At 38.2% G+C, this 26,605-nt stretch carries 23 protein-coding genes, 1 riboswitch and 1 other annotated feature; of the genes, 18 read left to right on the top strand and 5 right to left on the bottom strand.

The window, feature by feature from the left end:
* Positions 1–25: 25 nt before the first annotated feature.
* Complete coding sequence (locus MHB42_RS14420) at positions 26–1,633, bottom strand: ABC transporter substrate-binding protein (protein WP_340807048.1); 1,608 nt, start codon at positions 1,631–1,633, stop codon at positions 26–28.
* A 217-nt stretch (positions 1,634–1,850) separates the two neighbouring features.
* On the opposite strand from MHB42_RS14420, the gene MHB42_RS14415 reads away from it, so the two are divergent.
* From MHB42_RS14415 to MHB42_RS14365, 11 genes are all read left to right on the top strand, one after another.
* Positions 1,851–2,813: an ABC transporter permease gene (locus MHB42_RS14415; RefSeq protein ID WP_340807047.1), complete on the top strand. Its 963-nt coding sequence runs from the start codon at positions 1,851–1,853 to the stop codon at positions 2,811–2,813.
* A gap of 2 nt (positions 2,814–2,815) precedes the next feature.
* The gene (locus MHB42_RS14410; RefSeq protein ID WP_340807046.1) at positions 2,816–3,682 is read left to right on the top strand and encodes an ABC transporter permease; all 867 of its coding nucleotides are present in this window, start codon (positions 2,816–2,818) and stop codon (positions 3,680–3,682) included.
* A 17-nt stretch (positions 3,683–3,699) separates the two neighbouring features.
* The gene (locus tag MHB42_RS14405; RefSeq protein ID WP_340807044.1) at positions 3,700–4,722 is read left to right on the top strand and encodes an ABC transporter ATP-binding protein; all 1,023 of its coding nucleotides are present in this window, start codon (positions 3,700–3,702) and stop codon (positions 4,720–4,722) included.
* A complete protein-coding gene (locus MHB42_RS14400) occupies positions 4,706–5,713 on the top strand; it encodes an ABC transporter ATP-binding protein (protein ID WP_340807042.1) in 1,008 nt (335 codons plus the stop codon). The genes MHB42_RS14405 and MHB42_RS14400 overlap by 17 nt, the downstream gene beginning before the upstream one ends.
* Before the next feature lie 35 nt (positions 5,714–5,748).
* A complete protein-coding gene (locus MHB42_RS14395) occupies positions 5,749–6,702 on the top strand; it encodes a DUF1177 domain-containing protein (protein ID WP_340807040.1) in 954 nt (317 codons plus the stop codon).
* Entirely contained in the window at positions 6,695–7,963 is a 1,269-nt protein-coding gene (locus MHB42_RS14390) for a M20 family metallopeptidase (RefSeq protein WP_340807038.1), read from the top strand. The genes MHB42_RS14395 and MHB42_RS14390 overlap by 8 nt, the downstream gene beginning before the upstream one ends.
* Before the next feature lie 134 nt (positions 7,964–8,097).
* Positions 8,098–8,859 (top strand): IclR family transcriptional regulator, encoded by a 762-nt coding sequence (locus MHB42_RS14385; RefSeq protein ID WP_340807036.1) that lies wholly within the window; start codon positions 8,098–8,100, stop codon positions 8,857–8,859.
* An 11-nt stretch (positions 8,860–8,870) separates the two neighbouring features.
* Positions 8,871–9,794, top strand: a complete 924-nt coding sequence (locus tag MHB42_RS14380; RefSeq protein WP_340807034.1) for an aminopeptidase — start codon at positions 8,871–8,873, stop codon at positions 9,792–9,794.
* A gap of 291 nt (positions 9,795–10,085) precedes the next feature.
* Positions 10,086–10,553 carry an NUDIX domain-containing protein gene (locus tag MHB42_RS14375; RefSeq protein ID WP_340807032.1) on the top strand — a complete coding sequence of 156 codons (468 nt, stop codon included), beginning with the start codon at positions 10,086–10,088 and terminating at the stop codon, positions 10,551–10,553.
* Positions 10,537–11,313 (top strand): alpha/beta hydrolase family protein, encoded by a 777-nt coding sequence (locus MHB42_RS14370; RefSeq protein ID WP_340807031.1) that lies wholly within the window; start codon positions 10,537–10,539, stop codon positions 11,311–11,313. Before MHB42_RS14375 ends, MHB42_RS14370 begins: the two co-directional genes overlap by 17 nt.
* Positions 11,295–11,459 (top strand): hypothetical protein, encoded by a 165-nt coding sequence (locus MHB42_RS14365; RefSeq protein WP_340807029.1) that lies wholly within the window; start codon positions 11,295–11,297, stop codon positions 11,457–11,459. Before MHB42_RS14370 ends, MHB42_RS14365 begins: the two co-directional genes overlap by 19 nt.
* Here the strand turns inward: MHB42_RS14365 and pckA are convergent, their stop codons facing one another.
* Entirely contained in the window at positions 11,460–13,046 is a 1,587-nt protein-coding gene (pckA, locus tag MHB42_RS14360; RefSeq protein ID WP_340807028.1) for a phosphoenolpyruvate carboxykinase (ATP), read from the bottom strand.
* Between the two features lie 429 nt (positions 13,047–13,475).
* Positions 13,476–13,594, top strand: a riboswitch (SAM riboswitch).
* Positions 13,595–13,875: 281 nt separating this feature from the next.
* Between pckA and metK the strand changes: the two genes are divergently transcribed.
* Positions 13,876–15,075, top strand: coding sequence for a methionine adenosyltransferase (metK, locus tag MHB42_RS14355; RefSeq protein ID WP_340807027.1), 1,200 nt, complete (start codon positions 13,876–13,878; stop codon positions 15,073–15,075).
* A 331-nt stretch (positions 15,076–15,406) separates the two neighbouring features.
* Here the strand turns inward: metK and MHB42_RS14350 are convergent, their stop codons facing one another.
* Positions 15,407–15,919 (bottom strand): gamma carbonic anhydrase, encoded by a 513-nt coding sequence (locus MHB42_RS14350; RefSeq protein WP_205445105.1) that lies wholly within the window; start codon positions 15,917–15,919, stop codon positions 15,407–15,409.
* Positions 15,920–16,053: 134 nt separating this feature from the next.
* Between MHB42_RS14350 and MHB42_RS14345 the strand changes: the two genes are divergently transcribed.
* Positions 16,054–16,860 (top strand): alpha/beta hydrolase, encoded by an 807-nt coding sequence (locus MHB42_RS14345; RefSeq protein ID WP_340807024.1) that lies wholly within the window; start codon positions 16,054–16,056, stop codon positions 16,858–16,860.
* Positions 16,861–17,000: 140 nt separating this feature from the next.
* Positions 17,001–18,539: an alanine/glycine:cation symporter family protein gene (locus MHB42_RS14340; RefSeq protein WP_340807023.1), complete on the top strand. Its 1,539-nt coding sequence runs from the start codon at positions 17,001–17,003 to the stop codon at positions 18,537–18,539.
* Positions 18,540–18,619: 80 nt separating this feature from the next.
* Here the strand turns inward: MHB42_RS14340 and MHB42_RS14335 are convergent, their stop codons facing one another.
* The gene (locus MHB42_RS14335; RefSeq protein ID WP_340807021.1) at positions 18,620–19,210 is read right to left on the bottom strand and encodes a class I SAM-dependent methyltransferase; all 591 of its coding nucleotides are present in this window, start codon (positions 19,208–19,210) and stop codon (positions 18,620–18,622) included.
* Positions 19,207–20,163 (bottom strand): TIGR01212 family radical SAM protein, encoded by a 957-nt coding sequence (locus tag MHB42_RS14330; RefSeq protein WP_340807020.1) that lies wholly within the window; start codon positions 20,161–20,163, stop codon positions 19,207–19,209. The genes MHB42_RS14335 and MHB42_RS14330 overlap by 4 nt, the downstream gene beginning before the upstream one ends.
* Positions 20,164–20,344: 181 nt before the next feature.
* Between MHB42_RS14330 and MHB42_RS14325 the strand changes: the two genes are divergently transcribed.
* The 4 genes from MHB42_RS14325 (at position 20,345) to leuS (ending at position 26,574) form a co-directional block, all read left to right on the top strand.
* Positions 20,345–21,523: an MDR family MFS transporter gene (locus tag MHB42_RS14325; protein WP_340807019.1), complete on the top strand. Its 1,179-nt coding sequence runs from the start codon at positions 20,345–20,347 to the stop codon at positions 21,521–21,523.
* Positions 21,524–21,653: 130 nt separating this feature from the next.
* Positions 21,654–22,001 (top strand): ArsR/SmtB family transcription factor, encoded by a 348-nt coding sequence (locus MHB42_RS14320; RefSeq protein WP_340807018.1) that lies wholly within the window; start codon positions 21,654–21,656, stop codon positions 21,999–22,001.
* A 56-nt stretch (positions 22,002–22,057) separates the two neighbouring features.
* The gene (locus MHB42_RS14315) at positions 22,058–23,800 is read left to right on the top strand and encodes a SulP family inorganic anion transporter (protein ID WP_340807016.1); all 1,743 of its coding nucleotides are present in this window, start codon (positions 22,058–22,060) and stop codon (positions 23,798–23,800) included.
* 65 nt (positions 23,801–23,865) lie between these two features.
* Positions 23,866–24,074 (top strand) — a binding site (T-box leader).
* 82 nt (positions 24,075–24,156) lie between these two features.
* Positions 24,157–26,574, top strand: a complete 2,418-nt coding sequence (gene leuS, locus MHB42_RS14310) for a leucine--tRNA ligase (RefSeq protein ID WP_340807014.1) — start codon at positions 24,157–24,159, stop codon at positions 26,572–26,574.
* The last annotated feature ends 31 nt before the right edge of the window (positions 26,575–26,605 follow it).

Genomic DNA, 26,605 nt, shown 5'->3' with positions numbered 1-26,605 from the left:
ACATATCTCCACTTTTCAAGTTTAATTATTTAGAAATGGATACATTCGTACCGTTTGGATGAACAATTTGGATGGAGTTATCGGCAGAAACTTCAAAGCCTTGTACTTTTTTGTTCACACCTGCAACCGTTTGTGTTGCTTCTAATTCAATACGTGGAACATCTGCTAAAATTAGCTTTAATGCTTCTTGGTATAGTTTTGCACGTTCTTCTTGTACAACTGTTTCAGATACTGCCTGCTCTAATAATTTATCAACCTCAGGATTGCTGTAGCCTTTACCATTGCCTAAAGCGCCAATTTGATTTGTGTGGAATAATTGATATAGGAAGAAGTATGGGTCTGGATACCATGTCCAACCACCAATATTCATTGGTGCATTCCCTTTGGCAACAGTGTCACTGTAAGTACCCCATTCAAGCACTTTAATCTCAACATCAATATTTAAGTTTTCTTTTAATTGGCTTTGGAAAATTGTCGCATAAGGAACACGTGCCTCTGATACAAAGATTTCCGTTTTAAAGCCATCAGCATAGCCAGCTTCAGCTAGTAATTTTTTTGCTTCCTCAGGATTATATTTTGGTACTAAATCAATTAACGCTTCATCATATCCCCATGAACCTGGTGGTAATGGTAAGTAAGAAACATCACCGCCACCCCATTGGTTAACGCCAGAAATAATTTCCTCGACATTTGTTGCCATATAAATAGCTTCACGCACACGTTTATCGGCAGTTGGACCTATCTTATTGTTCAGATCAAGATAAACAATAGATAAACCTGGATTTGTTAAAAGCTCAAGATTGCTATCTTGGTTAATAATTTCTCGGTTTTGACCTTTAACATCCATTGCGATATCAATATCGCCAGAACGTAATGCATTTGTCATCATATTTTGGTCTGAGATAAACTTCATTGTTACATTATCAACATGAGGCTTGTCGCCCCAGTAATTTTCATTGCGCACTAGTTTTACTTCCTGGTCTTTTTTCCATTCTGTTAATTGGAATGGTCCAGTGCCCACGAAATGCTCAGAAAAATTATCGCCCCAGCCTTCAACCTCTTCTTTTGGAATAATAATATTTCCTGCATCCGTTAACATAGCAAGTAGAGCAGCATTGGGTGAAGCTAAGTGAATTTCTACTTCATAATCTGATAGCACTTTTACCTCTGTTACACCACTTAAACGATTCATAGCAGATTCTTTTGCAGAGCGCTCTAAAGAATATTTCACATCCTCAGCTGTCATTTCACGACCGTCTTGGTATTCACCTTTTTGGAATTTTACACCTTCACGTAGCTTAAATGTATAAACTAACATATCGTCTGACACTTTCCACTCTGTTGCTAATGAAGGAATAATATCAGATAGGTCTTTGTTATATACCACTAATGTATCAGCCATTTGACGCATTACCTGTGATTCATAAACGCCTGTATATTTAATCGGGTCAAATGTTTTGGCATTGGCTGAAAGACCAATATTTAATGTGCCACCCTCACTAGCAGTTGCTTCTCCATCTTTATTATCTGATGAACTATCTTTCTCTGTGTTCCCACCACAAGCAGCTAAAATCCCAATCATTAAAGTTAAAAATAATAGTAGTAAAGATTTTTTTACGTTTATTTTCTTCATACATGCTTGCCTCCTTAATAGTTGTTTCACAATATGAACCGTTGATTCAAAAATGATAGGTTCGAAATAAACGTAGCACATTTGTAAACAGAAAGTAAATAAAAAATTATAAAAATTCAGAAAAAATATATTTACAAACAATTAGTGAGGGGTGTAGTATATAGTTATTCACAATATGAACCACTGATTCTAATAATGAAAAGGAGGTCTGGATAAGATGGGCTCATTTATTTTAAGAAGGTTAGTCAACCTGATCCCAACACTGCTAGTAGTAGGAATCATTGTATTTATTATTACGCGCATGATTCCCGGTGACCCAGCTTCAGTAATGCTGGGACCACAGGCGAGTGTAGAAGATGTAGAAAATTTAAGAGAAGAACTAGGCTTAAATAAGTCAATGCTTTCGCAGTTTATTTCATATGTAGGAGATTTAGCACAATTAAATTTAGGATATTCCTATTCTTATAGTGAGTCTGTTATTGGGTTGATTCTTGAAAGGTTCCCAAACACGGTTGTACTAGCGCTGGCTGCATTGCTAATAGCAGTGGTCATTGGGATTCCAGCAGGTATATTAGCAGCTAGAAAACAAAATACCATTATTGATTATATTGTTATGCTTGTGTCATTGGTTGGGGTATCAATGCCAATTTTCTGGCTGGGGATTATGCTTGTATTATTCTTTAGTGTGAATCTTGGTTGGTTTCCTGCCACGGGAATGGGCAATATAAGCGATGGGCTTTGGCCATATTTAAAGCATTTGATTTTACCGGCTTTTGCGTTAGCAACAATTCCCATGGCGACATTTGCACGTATTACACGTTCAAGTATGCTTGAGGTAATTTCACAAGATTATATTAAAACAGCTCGCTCGAAAGGGATTAAAGAATATTTAGTAATTGGTAAGCATGCCTTTAAAAATGCACTAACACCTATTTTAACGGTGCTTGGTATGCAGATTTCTAATTTACTGGGCGGAGCGGTTTTAACAGAAACCATTTTTAGTTGGCCTGGGATGGGTCGATTAATTGTAGATGCCATTGATAAACGTGACTTTGTAGTCGTCCAAGGTACAGTTATTTTCATTGCCTTTATTTTTGTGCTCATTAATCTAGTAGTCGATGTGCTTTATAAAGTTGTTAATCCTAAAGTTAATTTAGAATCGGATGGGGGGAAAAAATAACAATGACTCAAGCAATTGTCAATGAAACAAAAAAAAGAAATACATTGTTGCGTAAGTTGCTGAAAAATAAATTAGCGTCAATTGGACTGATCATTGTAACGCTAATGTCAATTGTAGCTATTTTTGCACCATTGATTGCTACCCATCCACCGAATGAAATGATTGTTGGTAAATCATTTTTACCTATGAATACGGAAGGGCATTTACTTGGAACGGATAACTATGGTCGTGATTTGTTTAGTCGTTTAGTTTACGGCACAAGAATATCAATGATTGTAGGGATTGCGGCAGTGCTGTTTGGTGCAGTATTCGGCACATTACTAGGACTTGTTGCAGGCTATTTTGGTGGACGTATTGATTCCATTATTATGCGTACGATGGATGGTCTTTTCGCATTTCCATTTATTTTACTAGCGATTACATTAATGACAGTCTTAGGACAAGGGCTAGTAAACGTGATAGTAGCGATTGGTATTGCTAATATTCCGGGGTTTGCAAGGCTTGTTCGAGGACAGGTGCTAAGTGTTAAAGAGGAAGAATTTATCGAAGTAACACATTCTTTAGGTGCTACACATGCCAGAATTATTTTTAGTCATATATTACCAAACTGTTTAGCTCCATTAATTGTTTATGGGACGATGAGTACAGCAGGCGCTATTATTTCAGAAGCCGCCCTTAGCTTTTTAGGATTAGGGGTACAGCCACCAACATCTTCATGGGGCAGTATTTTAAAGGATGGGAAAGACTTTTTAGTATTAAACCCCCAAATGGCGACATTTTCAGGTATTTGTATTTTATTAACAGTGCTTGGTATTAACCTGTTAGGGGATGGGCTGCGTGATGCATTAGATCCGAAGATGAAAGTTTAATGGAAGGAGGTGGAGTCATGACTGAACGTTTACTAGATGTAGAAAACTTGACAGTAGAATTTAAAAGTGGCGGCTCTACAATGAAAGCTGTTAATGGAGTAAATTTACAATTAAATAAGAAGGAAACACTAGGAATTGTTGGGGAGTCAGGTTCTGGAAAAAGTGTGACAGCCACGGCTCTTATGCGTTTAATTCCATCTCCGCCCGGAAAAATAACGGATGGCAAAATTCAATTTAATGGACGCGATTTATTGGCAATCTCGGAAAAGGATATGCGCAATGTACGAGGCAATGACATGTCCATGATTTTCCAAGATCCTATTACAAGCTTAAATCCTGTACTAACAGTGGGCAATCAAATTATAGAAGTAATTCGAGCGCATGAAACGATTTCAAAGAAAGATGCAGCTGCAAAGGCTGTAGATATGTTAAAAATGGTGGGTATTCCTGAGCCAGAAAAGCGTTTAAAAATGTATCCACATGAATTTTCAGGAGGGATGCGTCAGCGTGTTATGATTGCCATTGCCCTTGCCTGTAATCCAAAGTTACTGATTGCCGATGAGCCAACAACGGCACTGGATGTAACTGTACAGGCTCAAATTCTTGATTTGATGAAAAAATTGCAGCAGGAGCATGACACAGCCATTATTATGATTACCCATGATTTAGGTGTCGTTTGGGAGCTATGTGACAAAGTCAATGTGATGTATGCAGGGCGAACAGTAGAGTCCACAACAACTCGACAGCTCTATGAAAAACCGCTACATCCATATACATGGGGCTTGCTAGAATCTCAAATTACAATGGGCACACAGGAGCAGCAGAGATTGCCAGCTATTCCAGGTAGCCCACCAGATTTAACAATGCCACATAGCGGTTGTCATTTTTCTTCTCGCTGTCCATTGGCAACAGATATTTGCCGTAGTAAAGCACCTGACCTAGTAGAAGTACAAGATAATCATTTTGTTGCTTGCCACTTACAATCAAAAGAACAAATTGTCGCACGGAAGGAGGGAATTTTTAATGCAACAGCACAATGACCCTATTTTAAAGGTAAGTAATTTAAAAAAGCATTTTCCTATTAAAAGTTCCATTCCTTTTAAAAAATCAACACAATTTGTCAAGGCGGTAGATGGGGTAAGCTTTGACTTATATAAGGGAGAAACACTTGGTATTGTAGGTGAATCAGGCTGTGGTAAATCAACGGTTGCCCGTTTAATTAACCAATTAATATTACCTACAGAGGGAGTCGTGGAGTTTAAGGGAACGGATTTAGCAAGCTTAAATACAAAGGATATTCGCTCTGCTCGAAAATCCATTCAAATGGTATTCCAAAATCCTTATGCGTCACTTGATCCTCGTAAAACAATTGAATACTTAGTTGCTGAGCCACTCGTTATTCATGGTATTGGTGATGAAGCATCACGGAAAAAGCGTGTCATTGAATTGCTTGAAACAGTAGGCTTAAGTGCTTACCATGCAAAGCGCCATCCACATGAGTTTTCAGGAGGACAAAGACAGCGTATTAATATTGCACGTGCCCTTGCGCTTAATCCAGATATTGTTGTTTGTGATGAGCCTGTTTCAGCACTAGATGTATCTGTGCAAGCACAAGTTATTAATTTATTAAAAGATTTACAGAAAGAATTTGGCTTAACCTATATTTTTATTTCACATGATTTGAATGTTGTAAATTATATGTGTGATCGAATTGCTGTTATGTATTTAGGGAAAATTGTGGAAATTGGCACATACAAGGAGATCTATGAAAATCCGCAACATCCATATACACAAGCCTTATTATCAGCTATTCCAAAGGAAAATCCTTTTGATGCAAAGGAACGCATTATTTTATCTGGTGATGTACCAAGTCCAGTAAATCCACCAAGCGGCTGTGCATTCCATAAACGTTGTCGTTTTGCTATGGAGAAATGTGCAACCATGCAACCAACGCTTGATACAGTGACAGCTACACATCAAGTTTCCTGTCATTTATTTGAAGCAATACAGCAAGAAGTACCAACACCTTAACAAATTATTGAAGCAGAAAAAGGAGCGAACTAATTATGTCATTGAAGCATGTTATGGAATTATACGAGTTAATGGATAGTATCTATGTGAACGGTGAGGCTATCAAGGAGTATTTACACAATATTGATCCGGCAGCAAATATAGAGGTAAAAACGATTCAAGGTGAAAGTGGCTCAACGGATTTTGTCCGCGTACTTCTAAAAGGAAAGAACGGGAAATCTTCAGGGGGCAATGCGCCAACATTAGGGATTATTGGTCGCTTAGGCGGTATTGGAGCGCGCCCTGAAATGACAGGCTTTGTATCGGATGGTGATGGTGCATTAGCATGTATGGCTGGCGCTGCTAAAGCACTTGATATGGCATTAAAAGGCGATCAATTAGAGGGCGATGTTATTTTTACGACACATATTTGTCCAACAGCGCCGACTTTGCCACATGAGCCAGTACCATTTATGAACTCGCCAGTAGATATTAGTGTTATGAATGAAAATGAAGTGGATGAAACAATGGATGCCATTTTATCCATCGATACAACGAAGGGCAATCAAGTATGTAACCATAAAGGATTTGCGATAACGCCAACTGTCAAAGAAGGTTACATATTAAAAATTAGTGATGATTTATTGCACGTATATACACAATCTGCTGGCATTTCTCCAGTTGTCCTGCCAATCACGATGCAAGACATTACACCATATGGTAATGGTTTATTCCATATTAATAGTATTTTACAACCAGCTGTTGCAACAACAAGTCCTGTTGTTGGTGTTGCCATTACAACAGAATCTGTAGTAGCTGGCTGTGCAACAGGTGCGACACATGTAACAGATGTAGAAAGTGTTGTTCGATTTGTTTTAGAAGTAGCTAAAACGTATGGTGCTAACAAATGCACATTCTTTGATGAACAGCAATTTACACATATGAAAAAATTATATGGCAGCATGAGCCACTTACAAACAAAAGGAAATGAGGTACAGGCACATGAATGATTTGCAAGCACTGAAAGAGCAATTAATCGACGCAGTTGAACAACATCAAGATGAATTAATTGAATTTTGTTCAAGGTTAATTCAAATTCCAAGTGTTAATCCTCCAGGGGATACAACTGAAATTACAGCTTTTATTGAAAACTATTTAAGCGAAGTAGGCATCACGTATGAAAAATATGAAGCTGCGGATAAAATGTTTAATTTAGTAGCTTCTATTGGTAATGATGCTGGTAAAGAACTTGTTTATTGTGGACATACAGATGTTGTGCCTGTTGGAGATTTAGCAAAATGGGATTTTGACCCATTCTCTGGCGAGGTGAAGGATGGCTGGATGCTTGGACGTGGTGCGAGTGATATGAAGGCTGGCTTAGCAGGGATTATTTTTGCTACAAAGCTGCTAAAGAAATTAAATATTGAATTACCAGGAAAATTAACTTTAGCCATTGTACCTGATGAAGAAACAGGTGGCGAATTTGGTGTTCCTTGGCTATTAGAGCGAAAGCTAGTAAAGGGTGATGGTTGCCTAATCGCAGAGCCTTCTTCCCCATTAAATCCAACAATTGGGCAAAAGGGATCATATTGGTTTGAACTAGAGGTACGTGGGGAACCAGGACATGGAAGCCTGTCCCCATTGGCTGGACGTAATGCTATTGTCGATGCTATTCGTGCTATTCAGGAAATTCGTACACTATGGGATATAGCTATTACAATTCCTGAAGAAGTGCAGCCGCTTATTGAAGTATCAAAAAAATACATGCGTGAAGTGGAAAAAGATCGCTTGAAATATCAAGAAGTTTTAGAGAAAATTACTGTAAATATTGGTACAATTGAGGGAGGAACGAAGTCTAACGTTATTCCAGATTATTGTAAGGTGCAGGTCGATTGTCGCCTACCATTCGGTGTTACACAAGAGGAAGTAACAGAAATCTTGAAAAATAAACTAGATGCCTTGGAAATTGATTACTCGATCCAACGTTTTGGCTTTAAGAGTGTAGCCAATTATACACCTGCTGAGGACCCAGTCTGTCAATCAATTGTGGAAAATATTTCATTTGTAACTGGACAAGAGGCTTACGGTGTTATGCAATGGGCAAGCAGTGATGCAAGGCATTTTAGACAGTATGATATTCCTGTTTTACAATATGGTCCAGCCTATTTACCAAGTATTCATGGCTATAACGAAAAAGTGCGTGTTGAGGATATCATACGCTGTGCAAAAGTATATATTACTGCTGCTGTTGATTTCCTATATCAAAAGTAAGAGATTAGCTACTCTCTTACTTTTGATAAAGTGATATCAGGTGCTGACGGCTGCTAATCTTTCAATTATTTCCCCCTTTAAGAGAGAGATTTGCAGCCGTTTGTACAGATAAATAGATCAAAAGGATGAGAGATATGCTAAAGACGCTAAATTTATCGATTGCTGTTTTAAAAATGTTTACAAAGGAAAAGCCTACATGGGGTGGGCGAGAGCTAGCAACAGCGATGAATATGAATCATACAAATTTATATCGTATTCTTGAAACATTTGAAAATAATGGGTTTATTACAAAGGACCCTATTACTAAAAAATATTCTCTTGGTATTGCGCTATGGGAGATTGGTATGAATATGTATGATTCATTAAATATTGATCAGCTATGTATGCCTGCTCTTGAAAAGCTAAAAGATACAACGGGTGAAACGGCAATTTTAACAGTTTTAAATGGGCTGGAAGCGTTAACATTATTAAAAGCAGAGCCTGTTAATAAAGTAAAATTCACTGTTTCAAGAGGAAGTCGTTCACCGCTTTATGTAGGCGCTTCCTATCGTTCAATGCTTGCCTTCTTAAGTGAGGAGCAAATCTCAAAGGTTATTGACAAGCCTTTAACGGCTTATACTAATAATACGATGACAGATGCAAATGCTATACGCGCTGAGCTTGAAAAGATTCGTAATTGTGGCTACGCACTTAGTAATAGTGAGTATTCTGTGGATGTATTAGCACTTGCCATGCCTATATTTAATAGTGAGGAGCAGGTTGTGGCTTCTATTACTGTTTCTGGACCGATCTACCGATTTACAGAGCAGCGTGTACCAGAAGTTTTAGAACCTTTAACAGAAGCTAGAAATGAAATAGAAGGAATTATTCGTAGATATCATTTGAATTTTAATTAAGGAGCTTTATTATGCAGCATTTACAAGACATTGCACTTAATATTTTAAAAGGCAATTTGAATGTTCAATCTTCAGAAACACTGTTAATTTTGACAGATATTTATAAACAGGATATTGCAAAAATCTTTTATAACGCTGGGCGAACAATTACAGAGCATACGATGTTAACGGTGATGCCGCTACTTGAAAAATCTGGACAGGAGCCTATTCCTGCTGTTTCATCACTGATGGCGAATGCTGATGTGACACTTTGTATTACCTCCCACTCATTAACACATACAAATGCACGCAAAAATGCCTGTGAAAATGGCGGGCGTGTAGCAACAATGCCTGGTGTGACACTTCAGATGCTTGAGCAAGGTGCACTACATGCAGATGCCCAAGAGATAGAAGAGCTAGTAGAAAAATATGTTCATTCACTTGATAAGGCAAAGAATGTTCGTATTGTGAAGGCTGGGCATGAGCTAACATTTAGTGTAGAAAATCGTTTCGGAATTCGTTCTACAGGCGTTATTCACCAAGCAGGTGAATATGGAAATATTCCTTCTGGGGAATCTTATATTGCGCCAATAGAAACCTCTGCAAATGGAGAGCTTTTAGTAGATGGCTCGATTGCCAATATTGGTGTGTTAAAGGAGCCGCTATTGCTAAAAATACGTAATGGTCGCCTAGAAGAGGCAATTGGTGCTGATGGTTCACGATTACTTGAGCTACTTGGTGAAGGGAATGGCAGAATTATCGCGGAGTTTGGTATCGGAGCCAACAAAAGTGCCATTCTATGTGGCAATGTCCTAGAGGACGAGAAAGTATATGGTACGATTCATATAGCATTTGGCAGTAATGTACCTTTTGGTGGAGCAAATGCAGCAGATGTTCATATTGATTGTGTTGTAAAAAGCCCGTCTGTCTATTTCGATGAACAACAAGTAATCTAAAAAGAGCGTATTTAGATAGAAGTGGTTTATGAGTTGCAAAAGAACAAGATTGTAAACAAACTCAACATTTTGAGAATGTATCTATAGCCTGTAGCGTGTCTTCTCTATATGAAGCACGCTTTTTGCATGTGCGAATTAATAATTGATTATCTTTGTATGGTTACACTATAGTTAGTATAGATAAATGAGAGCAGTGCCATTGATTTATCTCCAATATTATAAAAGCAGGAATGAGGAATCGGCACTGTCCATAAAATAGAAGCACAGAAGCGTGAACGTGAGGGAAAAGATATGCTAACATTTACAGATTTACATGGTCTACAAGTAGATTTAAGCTTTTCAAGAGGTGAGTTTGAGGTAGAGCCTAAGCATGTGCTTGTTTTTTTAAAGCATGAACAGAAATGGCTCTGTACCATTCATAAGCATCGTGGTGTAGAGGTGCCAGGTGGGAAAGTAGAAGAAGGAGAAACATTAGAGGAAGCAGCGATTCGAGAGGTATTTGAAGAAACAGGTGTCCATGTGAAAAATCTTCAATGGTTTGCAGAATATGCTGTCCATGATAAGGTGTTATTTTGTAAAACAGTTTTTACTGCACAATTTGCAGGACAAGAGCAAATTGAATTTGATTTAGAAACATCAGGGATGCTTTGGTTATCTGATGAAGAATTTATGAATCATCCAAATCTAAGCTTTCATATGAAGGATGAGGGAATGAAAAAAATGCTGGAGGAGTTGAAATATCGTGACAAACAATGGTGAAATCGTTGCTAAGCGTGCCTATCCTTCACCAAATCCAGCCATACGCTTATTTGAAATTACATATTTATCACAGGGCTTGCGTGTGAAAGGGTTATTGGCTGAACCAAAGGCAGAAGGTACATATGATGGCTTTTTATATTTAAGAGGAGGCATGCAAGGCATTGGGATGGTAAGACCATCACGTATTGCCCAATTTGCAGCACAGGGGTTTATTGTTTTTGCACCGTATTACCGTGGCAATCGAGGTGGGGAAGGACGAGACGAGTTTGCAGGCGCAGATCGTTATGATGCTATTTATGCAGTAGATGTATTGAAACAATTTTGCAATGACCATATACATGTTTTTGGCTTTTCACGTGGAGGAATTATGGCACTTTGGACAGCCATCTTACGTAAAGATATTACCTCTGTTGTGACATGGGCTGGTGTTTCGGATGCAACAGCTACTTATTGGGAACGGACAGATATGCGCCGTATGATGAAGCGTGTGATTGGTGGCACACCTAATCGTGTACCAGAAGCCTATGATGCTAGAACGCCATTATTTGAGGTAGCACATATTACAGCACCTGTTTTAATTATTCATGGCTATCGTGACGAAAATGTTGATATTGAGCATGCTAGACAGCTTGCGTTTTTCTTAGAGGATGCTCATAAAACGTATGAAACATGGTATGAACGGGATTATGCCCATCAATATCCACCCGCCAAAAATCGAGAAACAGTTCGTGCTCTATGTCAATGGATGAAGCAACAATAAAGAGGCATTTGAAAAACTATATCGAAAACGCCCCCTTTGTAACCACCGCAGGAACACAGGTTTTTAACAAATACTTAGTATTAAAAAAGAGGCTATCTGGAAAGGTAACACCATTCCAGATAGCCTCTTTATCTGTAGTCTATTGATTATTGTAATGGGCCACCAAGTTTTGTGATTGCTTCAGAAACATTTGAGAATTTCTTGAAGTTTTCATTGAATAGACCTGCAAGTTCAGCAGCTTTTGCATCATATGCAGCTTGATCTGCCCAAGCTTCACGTGGATTTAATACGTTTGATGGAACACCTTCAATAGCTGTTGGGATATGTAAACCAAACACAGCATCTTGCGTTGTTTCAACATCTACTAATTTACCATCAATGGCAGCACGTACCATTGCACGTGTATAAGAAAGTTTCATACGGCTACCAGTGCCATATTCGCCACCAGTCCAGCCTGTGTTTACAAGGTATACTTGTGCACCGTGCTTATCAATTTTTTCTCCTAACATTTCAGCATACACAGTTGCTGGAAGTGGAAGGAATGGTGAACCGAAGCAAGTAGAAAATACTGGTTCTGGCTCTGTTACACCACGCTCTGTACCTGCAAGCTTTGATGTGAAGCCGCTTAAGAAGTGGTACATTGCTTGTTCTTTTGTTAATTTACTGATTGGTGGTAAAACACCAAATGCATCTGCTGTTAAGAAAATAATTGTTTTTGGATGACCTGCAACAGATGGGTCAACAATATTATCAATGTATTGGATTGGATAAGCTACACGTGTATTTTCTGTTAATGAACCATCATCGTAGTCACAAATACGTGTTTCTGGATCAACAACTACATTTTCTAACACTGAGCCGAAACGAATGGCATTGTAGATTTCTGGTTCTTTTTCAGCAGAAAGATTGATTGTTTTCGCATAGCAACCACCTTCAATGTTGAAGACACCATTATCAGACCAGCCATGCTCATCGTCACCGATTAATTTGCGTTCTGGATCAGCAGATAATGTTGTTTTACCAGTACCAGATAGACCGAAGAATAATGCTACATCACCAGCTTCTCCAACATTCGCTGAGCAATGCATAGAAAGGATGCCTTGTTGTGGTAATAAGTAGTTCATAATACCGAAAATAGATTTTTTCATCTCACCAGCATATTCAGTACCACCAATTAAAATCACTTTCTTTTCAAGTGATACGATAATAAATGTTTCTGAAGCTGTACCATCAACGGCAGGGTCTGCTTTAAAGTTAGGAGCTGAGATAACAGTGAACTCTGCAACATGAGAAGCTAATTCTTCTTCAGTTGGACGGATAAATAATTGATGAGCGAAAAGATTGTGCCAAGCATATTCATTAATAACTTGAATACTTAATTGTGAATCTTTGTCAGCACCTGCGAAGCCTTTGAATACAAATAATTCGTCACGTTCTTTTAAATATTTTATAACTTTAATATATAAGTTATCGAACACTTCAGAAGAAATCGGTTGATTGACTTTTCCCCAGTCAATTTGATCTTTTATGCTTTCTTCTTCTACTGTATATTTATCTTTAGGTGAACGACCAGTGTATTTGCCAGTTTCTGCACGAACTGCGCCATCTACTGTTAATACTGCTTCACCACGAGCTGTAGCTTTTTCTGCTAACTGTGGTACTGAAAGTTGAACTTGAACATTTCCGCCGTTTAATAATTCCTTCAGTTCGTTTGTAATTTCTACTGAATTCATCGATTAAATACCATCCTTTTTTATAATATTCCCTTGATTCTGAGGGATTTTTTCTTAATTTCAAAAATAGTATAACACAATTACTTAAATAATCTATACTAATTAAGAAATTATTTTCGAGTTTTTATTATTTTTCAACAAACTGACAAAAAATAACGTTTTTCGAGTAGAATCCCTTCAATCCTACTACAAATGCGCTTGAAAATAGCGTCACACATATGTTACCACAACAAGCATGGGATGTTGTAGGGATGAATTTGCTTTTATTTACATCATCATCCATGTATAAAAGGTTTTACAATAATAATATTCTTGTTGTACTGTATTTTTTGAAGTGCTATTGCGTCAAAAATGTGAAACAATCGTCAAGGATTAGAAAATATTTGACAATAGTCAACCTTTTCAGTAACATGGGTTATTGAACGGATACTCTTATCCCGAGCTGGTGGAGGGTCAGGCCCTGTGAAACCCGGCAACCTGCATGAAACATTTCACGACATGCGTTGGTGCCAACCTGATGCAAGGGACATTCCCTTGAACGATAAGAGTGAAAGGTTACGAAGTCATTAGTCCTTTCCTCATGTAAAACAACGTGAGAAAAGGATTTTTTTTATTGTTAAAAATCAATGTAAAGAGCAATGTATATAGTTCTTTCCTTATTATAATGACGGATCTTTCAAAATCCTCGTGTTAAAAGCAGTAGCTGTTTTCGATAAAAACAACACAACAACGGCTTGGAGTTCGATCCTTAAGAGCGGGCTTGACATGGGTAATGAGTACCGTATTCATACACAACTACTTTTCGTAAGAGTAATAGGAGGAAAACCAAATGACAAACCGTCGACTGTTTACATCAGAAAGTGTGACAGAGGGGCATCCCGATAAAATTTGCGACCAAATCTCGGATGCTATTTTAGATGCCATTTTGACAGAAGACCCAAATGCACGTGTAGCATGTGAAACAACCGTTACAACAGGCTTAGTATTAGTAGCAGGAGAAATTACAACCTCTACGTATGTTGATATTAAAGGTATTGTTCGTGATACTGTAGCGGAAATTGGCTATACACGTGGTAAATATGGCTTTGATGCTGAAAATTTAGCGGTGCTTGTAGCAATTGGTGAACAATCACCTGATATTGCACAAGGTGTTGACCAAGCTTTAGAGGCACGTGAAGGCTCGATGACAGATGCCGATATTGAAGCAATCGGAGCAGGTGACCAAGGCTTAATGTTTGGTTATGCATGTAATGAAACACCCGAGCTAATGCCATTACCAATTAGCCTAGCTCATAAATTAGCACGCCGTTTAACAGCAGTGCGTAAATCAGGTGAGCTTGCTTATTTACGTCCTGATGGTAAAACACAAGTAACAGTAGAGTACGATGAGCATAATATACCTGTACGAGTTGATACAATTGTTATTTCAACACAGCATGATGAAGAGGTAACATTAGAGCAAATTCAAGCAGATTTAAAAGAATTTGTGATTGCACCAGTTGTACCAAGTGAATTATTAGATGCGAACACAAAATATTTCATCAACCCAACTGGTCGTTTCGTGATTGGTGGACCTAAGGGAGATGCTGGCTTAACAGGACGTAAAATCATCGTAGATACATACGGTGGCTATGCACGTCATGGTGGTGGTGCATTCTCTGGGAAAGATGCAACAAAGGTAGATCGTTCAGCAGCCTATGCAGCTCGCTATGTAGCAAAAAATATTGTAGCAGCAGGATTAGCAGAGCGTGCTGAAGTACAGCTTGCTTATGCAATTGGTGTTGCTCAGCCTGTTTCTATTGCTGTCGATACATTTGGTACAGGAAAGGTGAAGGAAAGCTATATTGTTGAATGGGTGCGTGAGCTATTTGATCTACGTCCAGCAGGTATTATTAAAATGCTTGACCTTCGTCGTCCAATTTACAAACAAACTGCAGCATATGGTCACTTTGGCCGTACAGATTTAGATGTACCATGGGAGCAAACAGACAAAGCAGATGCATTACGAGAAAAAGCACGTTTATCTTAATTTGATCAATACTTTTGAATCGAACGTGCAGCAGCAAATATAGCAGAATTCTATCATGATCAATACCTGTGCTTCCGCTTTTTAGTAGAAGTTTAAACAAAGATAAAAGCTTTCGTGCTATCAAGGATTCCTCGCACAAGCTCTTCTTGTTAAACTATTGAGCTAAAGCGATAAAGTGATTTAAATATTATAATGATATACTATGTGATAGAAAAGCTGGGATAGCTGAAAGAAGCGCAAGAAATCAATGTAACCATTGATTTCTCGCGCTTTTTAAGGATTAAACTCACTGTATCCCAGCTTTTAATAGCTGAGCTATTTTTTTAATAGTCTATTTTTGAAGCGATTTATAATACTGGCCTTTTTCGGCATATTCGCGTACGATGCGTTCCATATCTTCTTTATCCTCAGCATTTAATTCGCGTACAACTTTTGCTGGACGACCTAATGCTAAGCTATTTGGGGGAATGACTTTACCAGGAGGTACTAGGCTTCCAGCTCCGATAAATGCACCCTCTCCAATCTCTGCCCCGTCTAATATAATAGAGCCCATGCCAATCAAGGCATTTTTTCGAATTGTACAGCTATGTAAAGTCACTTGATGACCTACTGTTACCTCGTCCTCAATAATTAATGGATACTTTGGACTTTGGTGCAGACAGCATAGGTCTTGAATGCTTACACGTTTGCCAATAATGGTAGGAGATACATCGCCTCGAATAACTGTATTAAACCAAATAGTTGTTTCAGCACCAATGGTTACATCACCAGTAACTGTTGCGTAATCAGCAATAAAAACAGATGGATCAATCTTTGGCATTTTATCTTTAAATGGATAAATCATGAAAATCGCCTCTTTTCTTTCTATGATGTAGTATTATCGTATCAAATACGCATCTTTATGAAAATATAAAATTAAAATGTGCTATGGATGTCGATATAATCATTGTGTAATTATTTTTTAGGAGGACTATGTGAATGTGGAAATGGGAAGCTGATGGACAAGCAAAGGCTGTGATTGCTATTCTTCATGGTGCTTATGAAAATCACCGATGGTATGCATGGCTTATAGAGAAACTAAGAATGGAAGGCTTCCACATAGTCATGGGAGATTTGCCTAATCATGGGGTAAATACAGGATTTGGTCGTGTCCATGATGAAGAGTTTAAATTGTACAATAAGTATACAAGAAATTTGATTGAGAATGCTTTTTCATATAATTTACCGACCTTTTTAATTGGGCATGGACTTGGAGCAACATTAATTCTTCATACAATGCATAAAAAGCAGTATGAATGTGCAGGTATTATTTTAACATCGCCTTGGCTGCAATTAAAATTACTACCGGGAAAGCTAACAAATACTTTAACAAGCTTAAGTACCTTAACAGGTAATATAAAGGTAACACATCCAATTACATTTGAAAAATTAACGCGCAGTGTTGAAGGAAGAGAGGAAATGAAGGATGATCGACCATTTGTATCTGTTGTATCGGTGAAATGGTATCGTGAGCTACAGCAAATGATGCGGAATTTAGTGTTTATGCCAAAGGGTGAGTTCCCAAATATGCCTATTCTAATGATGACGGGAGAAAGGGATGTCATTACGGAAACGCGACAAACGCGCAATTGGCTTCATCAACAAGAGTTTTCAGAGTTTCAGTTTAAAGAATGGGAAAATTGTTATCATAATTTATTTCATGAAGTAGAGCGCGATGAAATTTTTATGTATATTCGTGATTTTCTTAACAACGGACTTCGAAGAATTGGCTATATTATTGAGTAATTTTCAAATCTCCATTTATTACTATACTTATTATTACTATACTTACTTAAATATTGTTACTCGAGAATAATATTGCAATTTTCAGAAAAGTGTAATACTATAATAATTCAAAACAATATTATTTGAATTGGGGGAGTAGTATGGAAGTTGTTGTTGAGAAATTGAATGGTATTTTATGGGGACCTTGGTTTATTTACGGTATCTTATTGATCGGACTTTTTTTCTCTGTTATCACCAAGTTCCTACAAGTTAGACATATTAAAGATATGTTCGTTTTAATGTTTAGAGGAGAGAAATCAGACAAAGGGATTTCATCCTTTCAGGCGATGTCTATTGCTTTATCAGGTCGTGTAGGTACGGGTAATATTGCTGGTACGGCAACAGCCATTGGAATGGGTGGACCCGGCGCTGTTTTTTGGATGTGGGCGATTGCGTTTATTGGCGCAGCAACGGCTTACGTAGAATCAACCTTAGCACAGATTTATAAGGAAGAAAAAGAAACTGAATATCGCGGTGGACCAGCCTTTTATCTTGAAAAGGGGACAGGTCAAAAATGGTTTGGGGTTTTATTTGCGGTTGTAGCAGTTATCGCGATGTTAATCTTAATGCCTGGTGTACAGTCAAACGCCATTTCAGTAGCAGTGGAAAATGCTTTTGGTTTAGCGCCTTGGATTACAGGTGTTATTATTGTTGTGTTATTAGGTGCTATTATTATTGGTGGAGTTAAATCAATTGCAAACGCTGCACAAATCATCGTACCATTTATGGCTGCTGCCTACATACTTATGGCAATTGTTATTATTGTAATGAATATTTCAGAAATTCCAGCAGTTATTGGATTAATTTTCTCAAGTGCATTTGGTGCACAAGAAATCTTTGGGGGGATTATTGGTTCTGCTATTGCATGGGGTGTAAAACGTGGTATTTATTCAAATGAAGCAGGTCAAGGTACAGGGGCTCACCCTGCGGCGGCTGCGGAAGTATCGCACCCTGCAAAACAGGGGATTGTACAAGCGGCTTCTGTCTATATTGATACATTATTAGTTTGTTCAGCTACAGCATTTATGATTTTATTTACAGGGATGTACAATGTCCATGATGAAAAAGCAGATGCAATTGTCGTGGAGCATGATGCAAAAGAATATGAAATTTACCCAACTATTTTCACAGGTGAGTTTGGTAAAGATGAGTATTCAGGAGATGCACAAATTTCCTTTGCACAAACGATTAAAGAGGGTGCAGCTTATACACAATACGCTGTAGATGATGCACTACCAGGATTCGGTGGTCCATTCGTAGCAGTGGCATTATTCTTCTTTGCCTTTACAACCATTATGGCTTATTACTATATTGCAGAAACAAATGTTGCTTACTTATTGACAGGCTCTGCTGAAAAAATAGGTATTTGGCTTGCAAAGATTGCTATTTTAGTAGCAGCTTTCTATGGTACAATCCGTACATCCGATTTAGCATGGGCTATGGGGGATGTAGGTCTTGGCTTAATGGTTTGGACGAATGTTATCGGGATTTTAATTGTCATGAAGCCAGCGATTATTGCTTTAAAAGATTATGAGAAACAGAAAAAAGAAGGGAAAGACCCTGTCTTTGATCCTCGTAAACTAGGCATTAAAGGCGCAGATTTCTGGGTTCAATATAGTGAAAAACGTAAAAATAAATAGTTAATCTACAAAGCTATCTATTAGTTTACAATGCTAATAGATAGCTTTTTTATAGCATTTACTAAAATAAAAGCCTGAAATCATTGAGCGATTTCAGGCATAGGATAATCTTTCATTTTTTCTAAAGCAATGACAAATGGTGGGTCATTTTGCTGATTCAGAAACTCATATTTTAAAACATGAATATATTTTTGTGGAAGCTGGCGAACATAGTCTATCACCATATCTCGTTCCTCTTTACCACCAGGATGCCCATGATAAATGACAAGTACAATTAAGCCCCCAACCTTTAAGAGCTTGAGTAAATCTTGCAGTGCTTGAATAGTTGTTGTTGGCTTTGTAATAATATGATGATTGCTACCAGGCAAGTAGCCAAGGTTAAAAATAGCAGCAGCTATAGGCTTATGAACAAAATTGGCGACTTCCTCATGCCCTTTATTGAGTACAAGCGCACGGTGCTCTAACCCGTGGTCTAAAAGGCGATGAAGTGTTGTATCAACTGCCTCCTTTTGAATATCGAAGGCATAAACTTGTCCATGATCTCCGACAAGCTGTGCTAAAAACAGTGTATCATGTCCATTGCCAGCAGTGGCATCTACAACTGTATCACCCTCCTGTACACTATCTATTAATAGCTGCTGTGCATATTGTAAAACACGTTGTAATTTCATTTCACAACCTCAGCTTTGTAAAATTTTCCTTGAAAACTACCACGGCGTTCCAGCTCGGCATCAATGCCATTTAATACTTCCCACTTATTAACGCTCCACATCGGTCCAATCATCAAATCAATCGGTCCATCTCCTGTAATACGGTGAATCACCATATCAGGCGGCAGGATTTCTAATTGATCAGCTACAAGCTTTGTATAAACATCCTGATCTAAAAATTCTAGCATGCCTTTTTCATATTGTTTCACCATTGGTGTGCCTTTTAATAAATGCAGTAAATGGATTTTAATGCCTTGAACATCTAGCTTAGCTACTGCTCGCGCTGTTTCCATCATCATGTCATAATCTTCAAGAGGCAGACCATTAATAATATGGGAGCAAACACGAATCCCATGCTTCCGCAGCTTGTCAACACCTTCTACATAGGTTGCATAATCATGTGCACGATTAATAAGGTTCGCTGTTTTTTCATGGACTGTTTGAAGACCAAGCTCAATCCATAAATATGTGCGCTCGTTTAATTCCGCTAAATATTCAACAACATCATCAGGTAAACAGTCAGGACGAGTAGCAATGGACAATCCAACAACACCCTCTTGTGCTAAAGCCGCCTCAAATTTCTCCTTTAACACAGGTAGCGGGGCATGTGTATTTGTATAGGCTTGAAAGTACGCCATATATTTGCCGTCCTTCCATTTCTGATGCATTTTATCTCGAATTTCAGCAAATTGCACATCAATTGGATCAACTTTGTTGCCTGCAAAATCACCAGAGCCTGCTGCACTGCAAAATGTACAACCACCAAAAGCAACTGTGCCGTCACGATTTGGACAATCAAAGCCTGCATCTAATGCAACTTTAAATACTTTGTGACCAAATTGGTCGCGCAAGTAACGATTCCATGTATAGTATCTTTTCCCCTCAGAAGGAAAAGGAAAATTGATTTCTGTCATGTAGCTCACTCCTCTAGTGCTTTATTCTATCATGTGCTTGTCGTTCCGTCATGAGGAAAGGTTACAATACTAAAGACTTCTATTAAATGCTTGTAAAAAAGGCAAATTTATTTTTCTTGTACTTTTAACTATTTCAGCATAAACTAACTATTTAGAGAAGCGAAATAATGGAGGTCATTTTATGCCAAAGAGTGTTTGGTTTTTAATAATTGGAATGCTTGTGAACACAACGGGCAACTCATTTTTATGGCCTTTAAATGCCATTTATATACACGATTATTTAGGGAAATCCCTTGCAATGGCAGGCTTTATTTTAATGCTAAATTCGGCTGCTGGTGTATTGGGCAATCTATTAGGTGGCTATTTATTTGATAGAATTGGCGGCTATAAATCTATTATGCTTGGCATACTTTTAACAATTGCCTCTTTAATTGGCTTAACAATTTGGCACGGTTGGCCACATTATATATGGTTTTTAACAATACTTGGCTTTAGCGGAGGCATTGTATTCCCAGCAATGTTTGCATTAGCAGGTACTGCATGGCCAGAAGGAGGGCGTAAGGCATTTAATGCTATCTACTTGGCTCAAAATGTTGGGGTTGCAGTAGGGCCTGCATTGGCAGGAATTGTGGCGGATTATCAATTTGACTATGTTTTTAAAGTGAATTTAGCGATGTATATATTATTCTTTGCTATTGCACTAATGACATTTAAACGTTTAGAGGCAGGCAGTATTGCCCCTAAAAATGTTGTGAGTGAAAGTAAACGAATAATTAATAAAGCACCGTTCTATGCGTTATTAATTATTAGTGCATCCTCTGTTTTATGCTGGCTAGCTTATTCGCAATGGAGTGCCACGATTTCATCCTATACACAGGATTTAGGGTTAGGTTTAAAGCAATATAGCTTACTATGGACGATTAATGGGCTGTTAATTGTTATAGGGCAACCGCTTATTGCACCACTTGTAAAGCGTTGGGAGCATCATATAAAGCGTCAGCTTGTATTTGGTATAACTCTTATTGCTGTATCCTTTGGCATTATTGCCTTTGCCAATGATTTTAAAATGTTTGGTGCAGCTATGGTTGTATTAACATTTGGCGAAATGTTTTATACACCAGCATTGCCCACAATTGCCAATCAGCTTGCACCAAAGGGACGGCAAGGCTTCTATCAAGGAATTATAAATAGTGCGACAACGGTAGGTCGCATGATTGGACCGTTATTTGGTGGTATTATGGTAGACCAATTTGGTATGATTCCACTTGTTTTAACATTAGTAGTCATTGTGTTATTTGCCATTATTCCGTGTCTTATTTATGATTACCCTTTAAAAAAGGAAAAAATAATAACAGATTAATAAAGTAAGCAAAAAATAGCGTTTAAATGCGCATTTTTTGCTTATTTTTTATTATTGAAAATAAATGGGAACGAGTGTACAATCATACATATTCAAATGTTTGAATATGTAGTTATATGGAGGGGTTTTGGTGGAAGAGGGCTTACAACAGTTTAAGGCAGATTTTTTTAAGGCACTAGCACATCCATTACGAATAAGAATATTAGAGCTGCTTGTAGATGGTCAAAAAAGTGTCAATGAAATTCAAGATTGTTTGGAAAAGGAAGGCTCTGCTGTATCTCAGCAACTAAGTGTCTTGCGTGCAAAAAATATTGTTTATGGCGTCAAAGAAGGTAAAAAAGTTTACTATTCTTTAAGTGACCCCATGATCGGTGAACTACTTGGCGTAGCAAAGGATATTTTTAATAACCATTTAATTAATACCATTACAAGATTAGAAGAAATGACAAGTAATGATAGTGATGAGGAAAATATGTAAACCGTTTATATGAAAAAACGATGCTTTGCTTATTATGTCGAAGGGAAGAGTTATATATGAAGTCACTGTTTACAGGGCGCTTTGAAGGGTATTCCATTCATCATGTAAAGAAGGACTTGTTATCAGGAATTATTGTCGGTATTGTCGCTATTCCACTTGCGATGTCTTTTGCCATCGCATCAGGTGTGAAGCCTGAATATGGTATTTATACTGCTTGTATTGCAGGTATTCTTATTTCGCTGTTTGGTGGTTCCAAATATCAAATTGGTGGGCCAACAGGGGCATTTGTACCGATTTTATTAGGCATTGTTCTTACCTATGGCTATGAAGATTTATTGCTTGCTGGGTTAATGGCAGGAATTTTGCTGTGCTTAATGGGTATTTTTAAGCTAGGAACCTTAATTAAATTTATTCCTCGGCCTGTAACGGTTGGTTTTACAGCAGGTATAGCTGTTATTATTTTTGCAGGGCAAATTGCAAACTTTTTAGGATTAAGTAATATTACACGGCATGAGTATTTGCTAAATAATATTCAAGAGATTATCAAGCATATTGGCACTACCAATATATATAGCATTATAACGGCTACTATTTGTTTACTAACCATTCTTATTACACCGAAATTTTTCCCAAAGCTTCCCGGTGCATTAGCAGGGATTATTGTGTCAACACTTGTAGCAACAGTCTTATTCTCAGGGCAGGTAGCGACGATTGCAACGGCATATGGTCAAATTCCCAATACATTGCCTAGCTTTGCTCTACCACATATTACGTGGGAGCGAGTACAGCAGCTAATTGGACCTGCATTTGTCATTGCAATGCTTGGCGGTATTGAATCGCTATTATCTGCGGTTGTAGCGGATGGGATGACAAATAGTAAGCATAATAGTAATCGTGAGTTAGTTGGACAAGGAATTGCTAATATTGTGACACCATTGTTTGGGGGAATTCCAGCAACTGGTGCAATTGCACGTACAGCGACAAATATTAAAACAGGTGCAGCTTCACCAATGTCAGGCATTATTCATGGTGTTTTTGTGCTAGTCACATTACTTGTTTTAGCACCATATGCCTCTCATATCCCACTGGCAAGCATGGCGCCTGTATTGATGATTGTCGCTTGGAATATGAGCGAACGTCATCACTTTGCCCATATTGTAAAATTAAAGTCAGGAGATTCGCTTGTTCTACTGATTACATTTTTATTAACAGTGTTTACAAGCCTTACATTAGCCGTCGAGGTAGGACTTGTTTTAGCTGTACTACTATTTGCTAAGCGCATGAGTGAAAAGCTTGTTGTGACAAAGGTGCTGCCAGATCATACGGACAAAAGCGCAAAGGTACGCCCACATGTTGTCCACCAGCAGCACGATTGTCCACAAATTAAAATATACACGATTGAGGGACCATTGTTCTTTGGAGCAGCACAAATGTTTGAAGAAACCATTAAAAGCTCCCTTCAGCAACAATCGAAAGTATTAATTTTACGCATGGGGAAAGTGCCCTTTATGGATTCCACTGGCGAAGCATATTTAAGTAATATTGTTGATAACTTTATAGCACAGGGTGGTACGATTTTTGTAACAGGTGTGCAAGAAGAATTACAGCTAGCTCTGCTGCGTACAGGTATTTATGATAAAATTGGAGCGCAGCATTTTTATCAACATACAGGTGAAGTGATTACAAAAGCTTTAACATATTTGGATAGACAGCAATGTAAAGGTTGCCAACATTTTGCGTTTCGTGAGTGCGCTGATTTATCAAAAACGACAGAAAAAGAAGCAATTACTGCACAGTAGCAGGTAGCTAATCAACAAAGGCTTGTGCTTTTTTATACTTTCTATTAGAATAAATGCAATATGATGTAAAGACAGTGATGAGGAATAGTAGGTTTGTTGTTCTTTTTAGAGAGCTAGCGGTTGGTGAAAGCTAGTAGGAAAGCAAATTGAACTCGCCTTCTGAGTCTGCCCATGTGAAAACATGTGCCGTTTTCTTCTGCGTTAAAGAAGTTTGAGCCGAGTGTAATCACTAATTTGGGTGGTACCGCGGGAGTGCAGTTCTCTCGTCCCTTTTATATAAGAAAGGGGCGAGTTTTTTTATTTTTTAAATATTTTGTCAATTCTAATGATGAACCGTATGTTAAGGAGGAAAAAGAATGAGTTTTAATCACCAAAAAATTGAGAGAAAATGGCAAAAATATTGGGCTGACCACAACACATTTAAAACGGAGAATGATGTTGAGAAGCCTAAATTTTATGCATTAGATATGTTTCCATATCCATCAGGTGCAGGTCTACATGTAGGACATCCAGAAGGCTATACGGCAACAGATATTCTTTCTCGCTTTAAACGTATGCAGGGCTATAATGTATTACATCCAATGGGGTGGGATGCATTTGGCTTACCAGCTGAGCAATATGCGCTTGATACAGGCAATGATCCAGCAGAATTTACAGCAAAAAATATTGCAACATTTAAGCGCCAAATTCAAGAGCTAGGCTTTAGCTATGACTGGGATCGTGAAATTAATACAACGGACCCTAGCTATTATAAATGGACGCAATGGATTTTTATTCAGCTTTATAAAAAAGGCTTAGCCTATATTGATGAAGTAGCTGTTAACTGGTGTCCAGCACTTGGTACAGTATTAGCAAATGAGGAAGTTATCGATGGAAAATCAGAGCGTGGTGGGCATCCAGTAGAGCGTCGACCAATGAAGCAATGGATGTTAAAAATTACAGCTTATGCGGATCGTTTAATCGATGACTTAGAGGATGTTGATTGGCCAGAGTCTATTAAAGATATGCAGCGCAACTGGATTGGCCGTTCAGAAGGGGCAGAAGTAACATTTACTATTGATGGCACAGATGACAGCTTTACAGTATTTACAACTCGTCCTGATACATTATTCGGCGCTACATATTGTGTGCTTGCACCTGAACATAAATTGGTAGAGCAAATTACAACGGCTGAGCAACGTCAAGCGGTTGAGGCTTATTTAGAAAATGTCAAAATGAAATCAGATTTAGAGCGTACAGATTTAGCAAAAGAGAAAACAGGCGTATTTACAGGTGCTTATGCCATCAATCCGATTAATGGCAAAAAAGTGCCGATTTGGATCGCTGACTATGTATTAGTGTCTTATGGTACAGGTGCGATTATGGCGGTTCCTGCACATGATGAGCGCGACTATGAGTTTGCGACAGCATTTGGCTTAGAGATTATTCCTGTGCTTGAGGGCGGCGATATTAGCCAAGAAGCATTTACAGGTGATGGTTCACATATTAACTCAGACTTCCTCAATGGCTTAAACAAAGCAGATGGTATTGCAAAGGCAATTGAATGGTTAGAGGACAAAGGCGTAGGAGAGAAGAAAATTTCTTATCGTCTACGCGACTGGCTATTCTCTCGCCAACGTTATTGGGGTGAGCCAATTCCAATGATTCATTGGGAGGATGGCACAACAACGCCAGTACCAGAATCAGAATTACCATTAATGCTGCCAAAAACAGATAATATTCGTCCATCAGGTACAGGTGAGTCACCATTAGCGAATATTACAGATTGGGTAAATGTTGTAGACCCTGAAACAGGTAAAAAAGGACGCCGTGAAACAAATACAATGCCACAATGGGCGGGCTCAAGCTGGTACTTCCTACGCTATATCGACCCAACAAACACAGAAGCCATTGCAGACCCAGAGCTACTCAAACGCTGGCTGCCTGTGGATATTTATATTGGTGGAGCAGAGCACGCGGTACTGCATTTACTATATGCACGCTTCTGGCATAAAGTGTTATACGACTTAGGGGTTGTTCATACAAAAGAGCCATTCCAAAAATTATTTAACCAAGGAATGATTCTTGGTGAGGGCAATGAAAAAATGTCTAAATCTAAAGGCAATGTTGTGAATCCAGATGAGATTATTGCATCACATGGTGCGGATACATTACGTTTATATGAAATGTTTATGGGCCCGTTAGAGGCATCTGTTGCATGGTCTACAAATGGCTTAGATGGAGCACGTCGCTTCTTAGATCGTATTTGGCGTTTATTTGTTAATGAAGAAACAGGTGCACTGTCAGCAAAAATTCAAGCATCTAACGATCAAACACTTGAAAAATCATATCACCAAACAGTGAAAAAGGTAACAGAGGATTATGAGGGCATCCGCTTTAATACAGCGATTTCACAAATGATGGTATTTATTAATGATTGCTATAAAGCAGAGGTTATCCCAACAGCTTATGCAGAAGGCTTTGTGAAAATGCTAGCACCAATCGCACCACATATTGCAGAGGAGCTATGGCAGCTACTTGGTCATGAAACAACGCTTACGTATGAGCAATGGCCAACATATGATGAGGCGAAATTGGTAGATGATGAAGTGGAAATCGCTGTTCAAGTAGCGGGTAAAGTACGTGCGAAAATCGTTGTTGCGAAGGATGCTTCAAAAGAAGATATCGAAGAAGTAGCACTTGCTGATAGTAAGGTACAGGAATATATGGCAGGGAAAAACTTAGTAAAAATTATCGTGATTCCAGGCAAGCTTGTTAATATTGTTGTGAAATAAAAATAACATGTCCACCACCCAACATGAATTA

Origin of the sequence: Lysinibacillus sp. FSL K6-0232 (assembly GCF_038008325.1) — a bacterium.
Lineage (GTDB): Bacteria > Bacillota > Bacilli > Bacillales_A > Planococcaceae > Lysinibacillus.
This window is presented reverse-complemented; position numbering and strand designations above follow the sequence as displayed.